This window comes from Aequorivita soesokkakensis (assembly GCF_001641085.1).
Classification (GTDB): Bacteria; Bacteroidota; Bacteroidia; order Flavobacteriales; family Flavobacteriaceae; genus Aequorivita; species Aequorivita soesokkakensis.
The window spans coordinates 16,541-33,014 of record NZ_LXIE01000028.1; the positions used below are offsets into that span (position 1 = coordinate 16,541).

Genomic DNA, 16,474 nt, shown 5'->3' on the forward strand with positions numbered 1-16,474 from the left:
ATTTTAAAAACAAAGAAATGTCTGAACCATACGTTCACATAAAAACTGAAAATGGAATTGCAACAATAGAGTTCTTTCATCCAGCGCACAATAGCCTGCCGGGAGATTTGTTGGCAAAACTTGCAAATACAATCACCGAAGCTGGAAATAACGATGAGGTGAAAGTAATTATTCTGAAAAGTGGCGGCGACAGAACGTTCTGTGCAGGCGCAAGTTTCACCGAACTCATAAATATAAACGATGCCGAAACTGGAAAAATATTTTTCAGCGGATTTGCAAACGTTATCAACGCCATGCGGAAATGCCCAAAGTTTATAATTGGTAGGATTCAGGGAAAAACTGTTGGCGGAGGCGTAGGCGTTGCTTCGGCGACGGATTTTTGTATGGCCACAAAATTTGCAGCAATTAAGTTAAGTGAATTAAATGTGGGAATCGGCCCGTTTGTGGTTGGTCCCGCCGTGGAAAGAAAACTTGGTTTGAGCGGGATGAGTCAAATAGCAATTGACGCGAATTCCTTTTACGAAGCTGAATGGGCGCGCCAAAAAGGCTTGTACAATCAGGTTTTTGATTCTTTGGAAGCATTGGACGAAGCCGTTCAGAAATTCGCTGAAAATTTGTGCAATTACAATCCCGAAGCAATGAAAGAAATGAAAAAAGTATTTTGGAGCGGCACGGAAGATTGGGATAAATTATTGGCTGAAAGGGCTATAATTTCAGGCAGATTGGTTTTGAGTGATTTTACGAAGGAAAAATTGAAAAGTTTTAGTTGAATTGACAAAGGGATAAAAGGACAAAAGGACAAAAGGACGAAGGGACAAAAGGATTGAAGTGATATGTCGTTGAAGCATAATTTTAGAAAATTAGCAATTTGGCAGGAGGCGAGAAAGCTCGTTAATGAAACTTATTTAATAACTTCGAAATTTCCAAAATCTGAAATGTACGGACTTTCAAATCAGTTGCAACGATGTGCGGTTTCCATTGCCTCAAATATTGCGGAAGGTTCTGCAAGGAATTCTGATAAGCATTTTGTCCAATATTTGGAAACAGCATTGGGTTCTTCATTTGAGTGGGAAACCCAATTAATTTGCGCAAAGGATTTGGAATACATGGATGATGTTATATTTGAGAAAAATCTCAAAGCAATACAAAAATTGCAAGCAATGATATCAAACTTCAAAAAAACGCTAAACTGAAAATGTCTTTTAATCCTTTTATCCGTTAATCCTTTTATCATTTAAAATTTATGATTTATTCCTTTAAAGGCCATATCCCAGTAATCCACGAAAGCAGTTTCGTCCACCCTTTGGCGGCCGTTACTGGCAATGTAATTATTGGAAAAAACTGCTACATCGGTCCTGGAGCTGCAATTCGAGGCGATTGGGGCGAGATTATTCTCGAAGATGGCGTGAATGTGCAGGAAAATTGCACCGTTCATATGTTTCCGGGGAAAAGCATTGTTTTGAAGGAAAGTGCACATGTGGGTCACGGAGCAATAATTCACGGCGCCAATTTGGGAAGAAATTGTTTGATTGGAATGAACAGCGTAATAATGGACGATGCCGAAATTGGTGATGAATGTATCGTTGGCGCAATGAGTTTTGTAAAAGCCGAGGAAAAATTCCCGAAGCGTAAATTGATTGTCGGCAATCCCGCAAAAGCAATAAAAGATATTTCAGATGAAATGATCGCGTGGAAAACCGCTGGAACCCGATTGTACCAGCAATTACCAACAGATTGCCACGAAAGTTTAAGAGAAGTGGAGCCGTTGAGGACAATTCCAGCAAATCGTCCAAAACAAGAAGATTTTTATAAAACTTTGGAAGAATTCAGAAAAGAGAAAAAAGAATAAAGACAACTATGTCGAAAACAGAATTCAAAATGCCCAAAATGGGCGAAAGCATTACCGAAGGAACGATTATCAATTGGTTGGTAAACGAAGGCGATTCTTTTGAAGAAGGCGATATTTTGCTGGAAGTTGCAACCGATAAAGTTGACAATGAAGTTCCCGCACCAAGTTCTGGAAAAATGCTGGAACATAAATTTAAGCCCCAAGATGTTGTTCCCGTTGGTGAAGTGATTGCTGTTTTAGAACTTTCAGAAAACAGCAGTTCTGAAAAACCCGCTTCAAAAACTTCAGAGAAGAAAGCAACAACAAAAGTTTCACCTTCTTCTTCAACTTCAACCTCAAAGTCATTTAAAGTAAATGAAAACGTTTTTATTTCCCCTTTAGTTGATGCCATTGCTCGTAAAAACCACATCAGTTACGAAGAACTCGCTCGAATTTCCGGAACTGGAAAAGATGGACGTTTGCGAAAGAGTGATGTTTCAGAATATTTGGAAAATGGACGTCCGTTTCAATTTGCGCAAGCAGTTTCAGAACCTTCGGGTTTTAAAATCCCCGATTTAAAATTCGATAAAGGAAAAGGCAAAATAGTTGAAATGGACCGAATGCGCCAAATGATTGCGGACCATATGGTTTTCAGCAAGCATACTTCGCCACACGTAACCGCTTATGTGGAAGCAGATTTGACCGAAATGGTAAATTGGCGGAACAAAAGCAAAGAAGCTTTTCAGAAAAAATTTAATGAAAAACTGACGTTCACGCCTTTGTTCATTGAATGTGTGGCGAAAGCGATTACTGATTTTCCAATGATAAATTCCACGCTGGATGGAACCAATATTATAGTAAAAGACGAAATAAATATCGGGATGGCAACGGCGCTTCCTTCAGGAAATTTAATTGTTCCCGTCGTGAAAAATGCTGATAAAAAAGATTTAAAAGAATTAGCTGAAAGCACTAATGAACTCGTTGGAAAATCACGAGACAATAAGCTAAAAGCTGATGATACCAAAGGAAGTACTTTCACAATAAGCAATGTTGGGACTTTCGGAAGTTTGATGGGAACGCCAATAATTAACCAACCCGAAGCAGCAATTCTCGCAACGGGAATCATTAAAAAACGTGCCGAAGTTATTGAAAGAAAAGATGGCGATACCATTGAAATAAGACAGATGATGTATTTATCACTTTCCTTCGATCATAGAATTGTAGATGGTTATTTGGCGGGTTCGTTTTTAAGAAGAATTGCAGATTACATGGAGAAATTTGATTCCAAAAGAAAAATTTAAAATGTCCGGTCGAGCGCAGTCGAGACCTCACAAACAATAAATAAGTGAATATTTCAAAAGATATATTAAAAAAAGCCTTCAAAAACCTCGTCACAGCAAAAGCGATGACCGAGATTTATGAAGAAAATTTTAAAACCGTTTCAAAATACGTCCACGCAACTTCGCGCGGACACGAAGTAATCCAAACTGCTGTGGGAATGCAGCTTTTACCACAGGATTATGCTTTTCCGTATTATCGCGATGATTCTATGTTGCTGTCTATTGGGATGAAACCGTACGAATTGATGCTTCAGGTTTTGGCGAAAAAAGACGATCCATTTTCTGGGGGAAGAACTTATTATTCACACCCCAGTTTAAAGGATGATGACAAACCGAAAATCCCACACCAAAGTTCCGCAACGGGAATGCAGGCTATTCCCGCAACGGGAGTGGCAATGGGATTTTGGTATAAAGAATCGTTTAAGGCAGAATTTAAAAATGAAACTTCTGAATCTCCAATTGTAGTTTGCAGTTTAGGGGATGCTTCCGTAACCGAAGGTGAAATAGCCGAAGCCTTTCAAATGGCGGCTTTAAAGCAATTGCCAATTCTATATTTAGTGCAGGATAACGGGTGGGATATTTCAGCCAATGCCGCAGAAACCCGCGCGCAGAATGCTTTTGAATATGCAGCAGGTTTTCACGGTTTGGAAGCGGTTTCAATTGACGGAACCGATTTTGAGGAAAGTTACAATACAATTCAAGATGTAATTTCAAAAATTAGGGAAGAACGCAGACCGTTTTTGGTACACGCCAAAGTACCGCTTTTGAACCATCATACTTCTGGAGTAAGGATGGAATTTTACCGCGATGATTTGGAGGAAGCACGAACTCGGGATCCGTATCCAAAATTGAAGAAATTGTTATTGGAAAATGATTTTTCTGAAAAGGAACTTGAGGAATTCGAAACCGAAATCAAGACCGAAGTCAAAGAATCTCTCGAAAAAGCTTTAAAAGCCGAAGACCCAAAATCCGAAGATTTGTTTACCCACGATTTCGCACCAACGGAAATTACTGAAGAAGTTGGCGAACGTTCCCCAAAAGGTGGCGAAAAAGTTGTGATGGTAGATTGCGCGCTTTTTGCGATTGAGGAATTGATGGCGAAGCACCAAGAATGTCTGCTTTATGGACAGGATGTGGGCGGACGTTTGGGCGGCGTATTTCGCGAAGCAGCAACTTTGGCACAAAAATTTGGCGACAATCGTGTTTTTAATACGCCAATTCAAGAAGCGTTTATTGTTGGAAGTACTGTCGGGATGAGCGCTGTGGGTTTAAAACCAATCGTAGAAGTTCAATTTGCAGATTATATTTGGCCGGGATTAAATCAACTTTTTACTGAAGTTTCCCGAAGCTGTTATCTTTCGAACGGAAAATGGCCGGTTTCAATGGTTTTGCGTGTTCCCATTGGCGCTTACGGCAGCGGCGGGCCGTATCATTCTTCTTCCGTGGAAAGTGTGGTTACAAATATTCGTGGGTTGAAAATTGCGTATCCGAGCAATGGAGCCGATTTAAAAGGCTTGCTGAAAGCGGCTTATTATGACCCAAATCCGGTTGTGATTTTTGAACACAAAGGTTTGTACTGGAGCAAAGTGAAGGGTACAAAAGGTGCAACTTCACTGATGCCCGATGAAGATTATATTTTGCCTTTCGGAAAAGCTTGGGTTTTACAGGAAATCTGGAAACAGGAAGAAGAGGAGACACTTTCAATTATCACTTACGGAATGGGCGTGCATTGGGCTATGAACGCTTCCGAGGAATTGGGAATGCAGGACAAAATTGAAGTTGTGGATTTAAGAACGCTTCATCCTTTGGATTATGAAACCGTTTTCAAAAGCGTAAAGAAATGCGGAAAATGCTTGGTCGTAACGGAAGAACCTTCAGAAAATGGGTTTTCACGCGGCTTGCAGGGAAGAATCCAAGAGGAATGTTTCCAGCAATTGGATGCGCCCGTTATGTTGATTGGTTCCGAAAATATGCCTGCAATTCCGCTTAACTCTGTTTTGGAAGAAACGATGATTCCTTCAACCGAAAAAGTGAAGCAAAAGATTTTGGAAGTTTTGAACTACTGATGAAAAAAATTGCAGTAGCCACTTTGTGTTTTCTCGTTTTATTTTGCTTTCAAGCCTGTAAAGAAAATGAAGCAAAAAGCGTTTCGTTTTATCATTGGAAAACAAAATATTCCATTTCAGAAAACGAAAAGCAATTATTGAAAAAAGCGAATTCCAAAAAACTGTACTTACGTTTTTTTGATTTGAGTTATAACCAACAGGAAAATCAAGTTTTACCTACCGCAACGCTTCAAATGCCAGCTAAAGATTCAACTTTGGGCTTGCAAATAATTCCTGTAATTTACATAACAAATGAGGTTTTTGAGAAAACGACGAAACCTTCACAATTGAAATATATTGCTGGGCAAACTTTGGAGAAAATACTTCGGTTAAAGTCTCAGCATTTCAATGGAAATATTATTTTTCCACAGATTCAAATTGATTGCGATTGGACTGTAAGCACAAAAGAATCGTATTTTACTTTTTTGGAGGAATTGCAAAAAAGTGATTTATTGAGCCAATTCGGCGAAAATTCTATTAAATTTTCCGCTACCGTCAGGCTCCATCAAGTAAAATTTCCAGAAAAAACAGGAGTTCCGCCGGTTGATGAAGCTACCATTATGTTTTATAATGTTGGCGATTTGGGCTCGATGGAAGAGACTAACTCAATTTTAAATATTGAAAAAACCTCTTTATACCTTTCCAGACTTCACGAATATCCATTACCATTTAATGTTGCCTTGCCCATTTTTAGTTGGGGAGTTTTGTACCGCGAGGGGCAATTGGTTGGTATTTTATCGGATATTGAGGAACAGCAGCTCACCGAAAACTTTACGGTTTCAGAAAGTGAAAATTGGTTTATTGCTACAGACGATGCCTTTATAAACGGAAACTTTGTTTATAAAGGTGATAAACTAAGAATGGAAGACGTAACCTTTTCAGAATTTAAAAAACTTCAGAAAATGATTTCGGAAGCTGCGGGTCGGGATTATTCTGTAATTTTATATCATATAAATTCCTCCACGCTTCAAAATTTAAATGTAAATGAACTCTTGGAAACTGTACGTTAGTGTCATTTTATTTGCCTCAGCAATTTCATTTGCAGCAGAAAAGCCGAATAATTTTTGTGGCTATGCCCCGGAATATGAAGAACTTTATTATCCCGTAATAGACCAAAAAATTGTTGGCGATGCCTCTCTTTACCCTTTTTTAAACTGCCCGTGGAGCACGTTTTGCGAATTTCCAGAGACCTTGACTGCTACGCAGGAAAACTTGGAGGATTGGCGCAAATTCTTCGGAAAAAATTTGAGCGAAGAAGTTCTTTATCAGCTAATTTATTCCGAAACTTCAGATTGGTATCAAAAACTTGAAGACAATAATTCCAATGTTGTTAATGGAATTATGGCGAATAAAATAAATAAAAACCTTCAAAAACCATTCGCTAAATATATGTTGCTGGCAAAGCAATGCGAAGGAATTAGCAGCAATAAAAACGGCGGCAACGGTTGGTATCAGGGAGAGAAAAGCGATGATTATGACCAGAAGCCTGAGTTGTTGGAACTCGCTATGAAAAATTATAAGGCCGAAACCAATTCCTTTTTAAAGAATAGGTATGCCTATCAAATTGTGCGTTTGGCGCATTATCTTCAAGAGAACGAAGCTGCTTTGCAATATTTCGATAATTTTCTGAAGTTGGATTCCGAAGCGCCCTATATTTATTATCTCGCTTTAGAACAACGTTCCGGGGCGGCCTATAATCTTCAAAAATTTCAGGAAGCTTCCAAGGGATTTTTAGAAGTTTATTCAAAAGTCCCTTCGCGCCGAAGAAGTTGCGCCCTAAGTTTAAAATATTTTGATTGGTCCAATCCCCAACTCAATGACGATTTTTTTACAGATAACGGTTATGCGGAAATTCAATCTTTTTTCAAATCATATTATTACAACGGCAGCATTTCCAAAGAGATGCAGAAATTGCAGGAGAAAAACCCGAATTCTCCTTATTTGGAAGTGCTTGCTATCCGTGAGGTTGATAAACTTCAGAATAAAATATTCGCCAATAATTACAACAAATGGTATGAAAATTTTGACACTGAAAGAGCACTTGATTTTGAACCTTTACAAACCCTTCAAGAAATAGCAAAAAACCAACTTGAAAATAAGGCTGTTTTGAGAAAGGATTTTTGGAGAATCGTTCTTTCGGCAAGCTATTTAAAAAACGATGATTTCAAAAATGCAGCACTATCAGTCTCTAAAGTTGAAAAAAATAGTGAGCTGTATCCGCAAGCCAAACGCCTGTCTTTTTCCATTGAAATATTGCAACTAAAAACCTTGGACAGAAAACAAATTGGGTGGCTTTTTTCAAAATTGAAGTCGGACACACAACTTAATGAATCCCGACCGTTAACCGCATTTTTCTTTAATTCCATTTCAGATTTATATAAAAAAGATGGCAATGTAATTGTTTCACTTTTGGGAAGTATGGATTATAGTGGGGAAAATGCCCAATATTCTTTTGAAAGGTCTGAAGCAGATTTGGGAAATCATTGGAAACTGCATTATAAAAATGAATTTGTTGCGGATGAGGTTATTCAAAAGATCCAAAATTTTATAAATCTTCCCGCAAAGACTGATTATGAAAAATTGATTGTGTCAAAACTGAAAAGCAATCCGCAAGATTATGTAAATGAACTGAAAGGCACGTGGTATTTTCAGCAAAACCAGTTGGATGAAGCGATTTCCTATTTCAAAAAAATAGAAAATCCATCTGTTTTTTACGGAAAAAATATAAGGACTGAATTATTTTCCGGCGCTATCCGGGAGTATTTTGACACTCCATTTTCCGAAAAGTCAGATAAAATTCATTTAAAATATAAAAAGTTTTTTGGTGATGATGCTCCAAAAATCGAACTTGAAGAAACCTATGCAGACAATAAACTGAAGTTGGCCCAGACCTTTAAAAAACTTGAGGAATTGGCAAAAAATGATCCCGAAAATGCTGCCGACTATTATTATATGTTGGGAAACGCGTGGTACAATACAAGTGCACGCGGATGGTTTTTGAACACCCTTCAATATATTGGCAATAATGACCGGAACTCTATTTTGGGATATGATTATGATTCCGATGGCCAACAAAAATGCACGAATTCCGAATTTTTAAAGAACGCCACCAAATATTTTAAAAAAGCGACAGAGGCGAAGGGGAGCAAAGAAACCAAAGCAAAAGCTATTTTTATGCTCGCCAAAACAAATTATTGCTATACAACAGAGCGGAATGCAAATTACAGATACAGGATTGAGGTTTGTGGCGATCATAGAGATTATTTCCAAATCCTGAAAAATGATTATTCTGATACTGCTTTTGAGGCAGAAGTAATTAAAGATTGCAGTTGGTATAGGGTTTTTTTAGGTATGTAGCGGATCACTATTTGGGATAAGTAATATTTTGATAGTTTTAAATTATGCTTTTTCGTTTCCTTTTATTTCTATTCCTTGTTCACTCCGCGGTTGCCCAAGAAGGCGTTTCCGTTTTGATGGACAGTTTGGCGCAAACTTCTTCTGAAAGTGAAAAAGCCAGATTGAGCATCAAAATTGCTTCAAAACTGGCGAATGATGATTGGGATAGGGCGTTAAGCTATATGGATATTGCAAAGGAGAGCGCCCTAAAATCTAATTCGCAGAAAACAGTTGCACATTTTTACAAAGCGCTTGGGGACATTTATTTTGATAAGGATGCACTGGATATTGCATTGGAACATTTTCTAAAAGCGTACAGTTTTTATGAAACGCAGCCAGCTTCGGAACGTTTCAAATTGGAAAATGGCCTTGCAATAATTTATGCCCGAACCGATAACGAAGAAAAAGCGCTGCAATTCTTCAAAAAAGTTTACAATTATCAAAAGCAGAAGAACGATACCATAAATCTTGCGCGAATCCTCAACAATATGGGGAGTTTTTATTTGGAAAAAAATGTAGATTCTTCAGTGGCTTATTTCAAGGAGTCGCTTCACCTTTCAAAAAATATTTCAGACCCAAATTTGAAAATGTTCCTGCACACCAATCTCGCGCGTTGTTATGTAATTAAAGATGAGCCAGATTTGGCTAAAAGTTATTTCAACAAAGCGCTAGTGGATGTTGAAAAAGGTGCTAGTTCCCGAAATGCGGCTTGGTTTTACAACGAATTTTCAGAATTCTATCAAAATATAGATATGCCGGACTCATCGGTGTATTTTGCGCAAAAAGCCGTAAAAAATTTGGATAGCGTTGCGCCCTTCGGCTTTGAACAGCAGCGTGCCATTGGGCTTTTGTATAAAGGTTACATTGCAAAAGGGGAATTTGAAAATGCATCCAATTATTTTGAAAAATATTCTGCAATTGGCGATACCTTAAATTTAGAGGATAAACGCGTAAACCTTGAAAAGCTTTTGATTGGTGAAGAATACCGAAACAAGGAAAAAATACACGCGCTGGAAGAAAGTAAAAGACAATCTAGAAACTATATTATTCTTTTGGGTTTGCTTGCCATTTTGTTGGTTTTGGGGATGTTGTTATATCGTTTTCGAAACAAATTGAAAAGGGCAGAACTTGAAAAACAACTTGCTACGGCAAAACAGAAAGAGTTAAATACAAATCTGGAATTAAAAAATAAAGAATTGATAGGGAAAGCGATGATAGAAATGCATCGCACCGAAATAATAGAGGATATTTTAAACGATTTAAAGGAAATAAAACTGAAAGCGGCCAAAAAAGAGACCCAAAACGCAATTGATTATATTGTAAAAAGATTGAAGCGCGACACTTCAAGCAATGTTTGGGAAGAATTTGAACTGCGTTTTGAGCAAGTCCACGAATCGTTTTATAACAACTTGACCGAAAAGCACCCAGATTTAACTTCTCGAGACAAGCGACTTTGCGCGCTTTTAAAATTGAACCTTACTTCAAAAGAGATTTCGCAAATTACCGGACAGTCTTCAAAATCGGTTGAAAATGCACGAACACGGCTTCGAAAAAAGCTGGACATTACTAATTCAAATACAGATTTGTCTGCATATTTGTCCAGCTTTGGGTAAAATTTCCATATTTTTTTAAATTTTAAATCAAGATTTAGATAATTGAAAATCAATATTTTATAAATAATTGAGTAGTAATGCTATGGTTGTTTTTCGGGCTTGAGTGTTTTTGATAGGGTGAAAAATTATGCACAACTAAAATCCGGATATACTTTTGGAAAAGTTTTACAATCAAAACCATTGCAATGAAAAAAACACCAAATGAAAAAACCAATTTGGAAAAACTGTTGGAAAACAATTCAGACAAAAAAAATGCTTTAAAAAAAATAATCCAAGAGCTGGACAAAAAGCAAACTACAATTAAAAAGTCAAACTGAAATTAAAACGAATATCATGAAAACTATTTTTACTATTAGCTGTTTTTTATCAATGTTTATTGCCACGGCGCAATGGACGACAGACACAGATGTGAATACATTGGTCGCCGAATCTGGCGAGCTGGACATGCAAGCTCGCGGCACCTCTGACGGACAAACCTATGTTGTTTATTGGAAAAACGTTGGCGCGCCAACCAATATAGAATTGCGTTTGCAAGTAATGGATGCTGATGGCAACCGAACTTTGGGCAATGACGGGATATTGGTAAGTGATCAATTGCCAATGAGCACGTTTACGGTTATAATGAATTCTGTGGTTGATGCGGACGATAATCTTTATATAGGCGTTACAGGCACGGAAGATTTTTCCGCTTATGCTTTTAAAATGGATATTGATGGAAACCAACTTTGGGGAGCCAATGGCATTAGTCTGGGCACAGGTGTTCCGGTAACTATATTACCGCTATCTTCGGGAGAAGCCATTGTTTCATGGCATGATTCCGGTGCTGCCGTTATGCAAAAATATGATGCTAGCGGAACAGCTGTTTGGCCAACTACAAAAACTATTGGTTCAGGAAATACTGTGGCAGGTAATTTATTTGAACTTGCAGGCGGCGATTTTGAAATAGTTTATCACTCTGTCTTAAGCGGGATAAACTCAAATTTATATGCCCAAAGATATGATACGGACGGAAATCCAGTATGGGCAAGCGCAATACAGATTGCCGATAGAGCTACAGCTTTTAACCGTTCATATACAGGGGTGCAGGATGGTGATGTTGTTTATATGGGCTATTTTGCTTCCGCTGGAACGCGTTTTGATTCCTATTTACAACGAATAGATTCTGACGGAACATTGCCTTGGGGAATCAATGGTTCCGATTTTGACACTAATGAAACGGATTATGAAATGGATACTGAAATCGCTTTTCAAACTGGGTCGCAATATGTATGGGCCGTTGCAACTTATACAAATCCTACCCAAAGTGAACGAGGTGAATATGTTCAAAAATTCGACAAAGTTTCAGGTGCTCGTGAATTGACAGACAATGCAAAAGTTGTATTTCCTATAGGAAATGATAAATCACATGCGGGTTCACTTCGTTTAAGAAATGGCAACCCTCTTTTCTTGATGGAAGAAGGTGAAAACAATGGAGTCTCTCCTACCACATTGAACGTTGTTTATTTAGATGAAAACGGAAACTTTTTTTGGAACGAAGAAACACGTCCTGTAGCTACTTTTGCAGCAGATAAGAGCAGGGTTAATTTTACAAAAGAAGCAAATATGCAGAATGTGGCAGTTTTTTTAGAAGATAAAGGAAATGGCTCTAAAATTTATGCGCAAAATGTGGTTGACGAAACTGCAGGGACAGAGGAGTTTTCAAATGTTTCAATATTTTTCGCAAACCCGGTGAATGATGAAATGATAATTAAAAGTAACTCTACCATTGAATCAATTTCAGTATTTAATGTTTTGGGACAGCAATTGTTCAGTGCAGAATACAATGGAGAAACAACCATTAATATCAATACCGGAAGCTGGAAATCTGGTATTTATTTTATGAATGTTTCCACAAACGAAGGATTTAAAAAAGGAATAAAATTGGTTAAACAGTAAGCATATATATCCCCAATTTTTGAAGGCCTTTCCAAGAATTTTTTTGGGGAGGCTTTTTTATTCCTTATTTTCATCCTCTTCCTGAAAAACCAAGGGATGATCTTTTTCTCCCAACCCCACAATTTTTATCATATTTATTACGGTATTGTAGAGCATTAAAATAACTGAAACCATTCCACCACTTAGTAGCGATGATAGAAATAATGTTGCCCAATAAATATTGGAGTACCAATTGGTTTTTAATTCTTCAGATTCCGTAATAGGAATATTGAATACTTGAAAAAGAATAATTGCCACAACAAATAGTATAGTATCTAGCTTTGCAATGGCCATCACTTGCACATAGTGTTCTTTTTTTAATTTTGATTTTGAACCCGAACTAATTCCTAAAAGTGTGAGTAAAAGTGCTAAAATTGTAGCCGAGGCAAGCACAATGGTATTACAAAGCATATTTATGCCCGGAAGGGAAGAGGTTATCAATTTTTTTGCTTCGTAACCTGAAATATTTCCCAAGAGAAAAACGCCAGTTCCGGTAATAATTGCAGCAATTAATCCACCATAAAGCGACCGTTGGTTGTATTTTGAAAGTTTTATCATGTTCCCTACATTTTAAAATCTTTATAGGAAGTATTAATCGTTAATACTTCCTATAAAGTTAAAAGTAAAGATACAAACCTGCATTTATATAATGCGTATCAACAATCAAAGGAATTATATCGTCTTCCGTTCTGAAAGAAAGATCATTTTCATATTCAGGAATGTAGCTTAAAATTACACCCAGCGATTTTTTCTCATCCAAAGAAAACAAAACGCCCAATTTGGGAATGGCAAAGGCACTACCATCTCTCTCGTTTAATTTGTAACCATTATAGTTCCCTTTATAATGGTCGCTTGAAAGACCAATCCCAATACCAATTAAAGGTCTAATTGAACCATTTTTATTGAAGTGGTATTCTAAACCTAAATTTGCTTTTTGTGAATCCTTCCGAAAATTTGTTTCGAAAGGAGAGTTTCCAAAATCCTTATCGCCAGAAAATGCAGCATTCACTTCCAAAGTAACATATAGATTGCCTTGTAGGGAACCAATAAAACCAGGAGTTGCGGCAATACCAAAACTTGCTTGCCCTTGTGTTAAATTTTCGTAATCGTCAAAATTGAAAAAACTGATGCGGTTTAAAGAACCACCAATGCTCACGAAAAATTTATATTCATCCCCTTGAAAATTCGCGGCCTGTTTAATCTCCTTTTCTGTTGGCTCAAAAGGTGTGTATTCGCAATTGTTATAAGTTTCAACTACTTGTATCAATTGTCCTTCCGTAACTAGATGTGAATCGAAAACAGATTGCCTCAATTTTTCACAATCCCTAAAAAGCACTGCAAGTGTGCCTTGCACGTGATTGTCTTCATTTGGCCGAATGTTTATTTTTTTAGTTGTGCCGTCTTCTTTTTTGATTTCATAAATACCCGTGGCCACGCGAGTTAAAACAGCCTTTCCGGTAACCAATTCCTGTGCTTGCATTCCAAAACTTGCAAGCAGTAGGAACAATAATAATTTAATTGATTTCATACCTTTTCTTTTTTTTAAATTTTTAAATCGAATGAGGTCGATTTTACTATAGTTTCAAGAAATTATTTCTTAAAACAATTTTTTCAGAATAAGGTTTTGTTAGTTGAGGGTTTTTTAAACTTACTTTTTCATAGCTCCCGGAGGATATTCCGCTAAAATTTTCATCACAATTTCACGAATACGCTCTTCCTTTTTTTCCATATTGCTCGTTACTAAATCTGCGCTTCCCATTCCTTGCCAAACAAGATTGTTAGTTTTGGCATCAATCAAATCGATATAAAGGGTGCCTTCGGTTGAGCGGGAAACGTTGCTTCCGCCATAATAACCTCCATAATACCAAGGGCTCCAGCCCCAACCCATACCAAAATTATTATTGTAAACGTCAATGCGCTCACGCTCTTTGGTGAAAATGCTAACGAGCAAATCTGGAGTTTCAGATTTTGACATTCCTTTTACGGTAAGATTTTCTTCTATAGCGCGAAGTATGCGTTTTTTGTCAAGATCGCTGATTTCAGCCTTGTCTATTCCCGGCTTAAAAAAAGCAAAGGAATTGTACTGATTAAAATTTGCTTCTTTATCGAAATCTGTCGCCACGCGAACGGTGGAGCAGGAAGCGAAAACAAAAAGCAAGAGCAGTGGTAAGAATTTAAGTGCTTTCATAGGAGTAATTTTTTATTTGAATAATTTATCGTCAACAAAATTTGGAAGCGTAACCTTTAATTGCGGATTGTTTTGCATCGCGCGTTTTATTGCGAAGACAGCTTCGTCATTCCGTGCCCAACTGCGTCTGGCTATTCCGTTATTCACATCCCAGAAAAGCATATTTTCAAGTCGCCGTTGTGCATCGGTACTACCATCAAGAACCATTCCGAAACCACCGTTTATCACTTCGCCCCAACCTACGCCGCCACCGTTGTGGATGCTCACCCAAGTTGCGCCACGAAAGCTATCGCCAATTACATTTTGGATGGCCATATCGGCCGTAAACCTGCTACCATCGTATATATTTGAAGTTTCGCGATAGGGCGAATCGGTCCCCGAAACATCGTGATGGTCACGCCCCAAAACTACCGGGCCAATTTTTCCTTCCGAAATAGCTTTGTTGAAAGCCGAAGCAATCTGCACACGCCCGTCTGAATCTGCATAAAGTATGCGCGCTTGCGAACCAACGACCAATTTGTTTTCCTGCGCGCCTTTAATCCAAGTGATGTTATCCTGCATTTGTTGCTGGATTTCCTTTGGTGAATTTTTCATCAATTCCTCCAAAACAATACAAGCTATTTCATCGGTCTTTTGAAGATCTTCGGGTTTTCCCGAAGCGCATACCCAACGGAACGGTCCAAAACCGTAATCGAAACACATTGGGCCCATAATATCCTGCACATAGGAAGGATATTTGAATTCCTTATTTATTTCTGAGGAAAGCACATCGGCACCTGCGCGCGAGGCTTCCAAAAGAAAAGCATTTCCGTAATCGAAGAAATATGTGCCTTTTGCAGTGTGCTTGTTGATGGCTTCCACTTGGCGGCGCAAACTTTTTTGCACTTCTTTTTTGAATTGTTCGGGATTGTTTGCCATCATTTCGTTGGCTTCCTCATAACTCAACCCAACTGGGTAATACCCTCCAGCCCAGGGATTGTGAAGTGAAGTTTGGTCACTTCCCAAATCGATATGTATATTTTCCTCAGCAAATTTTTCCCAAACTTCCACCACATTTCCGTCGTAGGCTATGGAAACGGTTTCCTTATTCGCCAATGCTTCTTTTACTCGTTTTGAGAGTTTATCCAAATCTGAAATCACTTCATCCACCCAGCCTTGGCTGTGCCTTGTTTCCGTAGCTTTTTTGTTTACTTCGGCGCAGACCGTTACACAGCCTGCAATATTTCCGGCTTTGGGTTGCGCGCCGCTCATACCGCCGAGACCGGAAGTTACGAACAAGCCGCCCTTTGGCTCTTTTTTAATTTTTCTGAAACCATTCAAAACGGTAATTGTGGTTCCGTGTACAATTCCCTGCGGACCGATGTACATATAGCTTCCCGCGGTCATTTGACCGTACTGTGTTACGCCCAAAGCATTGAATTTTTCCCAATCGTCTGGTTTTGAATAATTTGGAATCATCATTCCATTTGTAACAACCACTCGCGGTGCATCTTTATGAGAAGGAAATAAACCCATTGGATGCCCAGAATAAACAGCTAAGGTTTGCTCGTCGGTCATTTCAGAAAGGTATTTCATCACCAAAAGGTACTGCGCCCAGTTTTGAAATACCGCGCCATTTCCGCCATAGGTAATCAACTCATGCGGATGTTGCGCCACGGCATAATCCAAGTTATTTTGAATCATTAGCATAATCGCCTTTGCCTGCTCACATTTTCCGGGATATTCCGCAATTGGCCGCGCGTACATTTTATAATCGGGACGGAAACGGTACATATAAATGCGCCCGTATTTTTCCAGCTCCTCGCGAAATTCGGGTAGGAGCGTGGCGTGGTGTTTCGGCTCAAAATAGCGAAGGGCGTTGCGTAGCGCGAGTTCCTTTTCTTCCTTTGAAAGGATTTCCTTTCGTTTTGGTGCGTGGTTTATGGATGGGTCGTAAGGTTTCTTTTCGGGTAAAACTGAAGGAATGCCTTGTTGTATTTGTTCTTTAAAAGTCATTTTTTTTATATTTTTCTTTGCGTTCTCTGCGCCTT

The 16,474-nt window shown here is 38.4% G+C and carries 14 protein-coding genes; 10 read left to right on the forward strand and 4 right to left on the reverse strand.

Translation table 11 applies throughout. The features are described 5' to 3' along the window. Window positions 1–17 precede the first annotated feature (17 nt). From A7A78_RS09915 to A7A78_RS09955, 10 genes are all read left to right on the forward strand, one after another. Window positions 18–770, forward strand: a complete 753-nt coding sequence (locus tag A7A78_RS09915; RefSeq protein ID WP_068762340.1) for an enoyl-CoA hydratase/isomerase family protein — start codon at window positions 18–20, stop codon at window positions 768–770. 63 nt (window positions 771–833) lie between these two features. Continuing rightward, complete coding sequence (locus A7A78_RS09920) at window positions 834–1,193, forward strand: four helix bundle protein (protein WP_068762300.1); 360 nt, start codon at window positions 834–836, stop codon at window positions 1,191–1,193. A gap of 50 nt (window positions 1,194–1,243) precedes the next feature. Further along, entirely contained in the window at window positions 1,244–1,849 is a 606-nt protein-coding gene (locus A7A78_RS09925) for an acyltransferase (protein ID WP_068762301.1), read from the forward strand. A gap of 8 nt (window positions 1,850–1,857) precedes the next feature. Beyond that, window positions 1,858–3,129, forward strand: coding sequence for a dihydrolipoamide acetyltransferase family protein (locus A7A78_RS09930; RefSeq protein WP_068762302.1), 1,272 nt, complete (start codon window positions 1,858–1,860; stop codon window positions 3,127–3,129). Between the two features lie 104 nt (window positions 3,130–3,233). Beyond that, window positions 3,234–5,234, forward strand: a complete 2,001-nt coding sequence (locus A7A78_RS09935; protein WP_423190702.1) for an alpha-ketoacid dehydrogenase subunit alpha/beta — start codon at window positions 3,234–3,236, stop codon at window positions 5,232–5,234. Beyond that, a complete protein-coding gene (locus A7A78_RS09940; RefSeq protein WP_068762304.1) occupies window positions 5,234–6,283 on the forward strand; it encodes a hypothetical protein in 1,050 nt (349 codons plus the stop codon). The genes A7A78_RS09935 and A7A78_RS09940 overlap by 1 nt, the downstream gene beginning before the upstream one ends. Beyond that, window positions 6,258–8,630, forward strand: coding sequence for a hypothetical protein (locus tag A7A78_RS09945; RefSeq protein WP_068762305.1), 2,373 nt, complete (start codon window positions 6,258–6,260; stop codon window positions 8,628–8,630). The genes A7A78_RS09940 and A7A78_RS09945 overlap by 26 nt, the downstream gene beginning before the upstream one ends. Window positions 8,631–8,674: 44 nt before the next feature. Then, window positions 8,675–10,282, forward strand: a complete 1,608-nt coding sequence (locus A7A78_RS09950; protein WP_068762306.1) for a tetratricopeptide repeat protein — start codon at window positions 8,675–8,677, stop codon at window positions 10,280–10,282. A gap of 185 nt (window positions 10,283–10,467) precedes the next feature. After that, complete coding sequence (locus tag A7A78_RS15335) at window positions 10,468–10,599, forward strand: hypothetical protein (protein ID WP_278184089.1); 132 nt, start codon at window positions 10,468–10,470, stop codon at window positions 10,597–10,599. Window positions 10,600–10,615: 16 nt separating this feature from the next. Next, window positions 10,616–12,217: a T9SS type A sorting domain-containing protein gene (locus A7A78_RS09955; protein ID WP_094746101.1), complete on the forward strand. Its 1,602-nt coding sequence runs from the start codon at window positions 10,616–10,618 to the stop codon at window positions 12,215–12,217. Window positions 12,218–12,274: 57 nt separating this feature from the next. Here A7A78_RS09955 and A7A78_RS09960 read toward each other — a convergent pair whose 3' ends face one another. The 4 genes from A7A78_RS09960 to A7A78_RS09975 form a co-directional block, all read right to left on the reverse strand. Continuing rightward, a complete protein-coding gene (locus A7A78_RS09960) occupies window positions 12,275–12,814 on the reverse strand; it encodes a hypothetical protein (RefSeq protein ID WP_068762308.1) in 540 nt (179 codons plus the stop codon). 58 nt (window positions 12,815–12,872) lie between these two features. Further along, window positions 12,873–13,784 carry a hypothetical protein gene (locus tag A7A78_RS09965; RefSeq protein ID WP_068762309.1) on the reverse strand — a complete coding sequence of 304 codons (912 nt, stop codon included), beginning with the start codon at window positions 13,782–13,784 and terminating at the stop codon, window positions 12,873–12,875. A gap of 120 nt (window positions 13,785–13,904) precedes the next feature. Continuing rightward, window positions 13,905–14,444, reverse strand: coding sequence for a DUF4136 domain-containing protein (locus A7A78_RS09970; protein WP_068762310.1), 540 nt, complete (start codon window positions 14,442–14,444; stop codon window positions 13,905–13,907). A gap of 12 nt (window positions 14,445–14,456) precedes the next feature. Further along, a complete protein-coding gene (locus A7A78_RS09975) occupies window positions 14,457–16,439 on the reverse strand; it encodes a urocanate hydratase (protein WP_068762311.1) in 1,983 nt (660 codons plus the stop codon). Window positions 16,440–16,474: the final 35 nt, after the last annotated feature.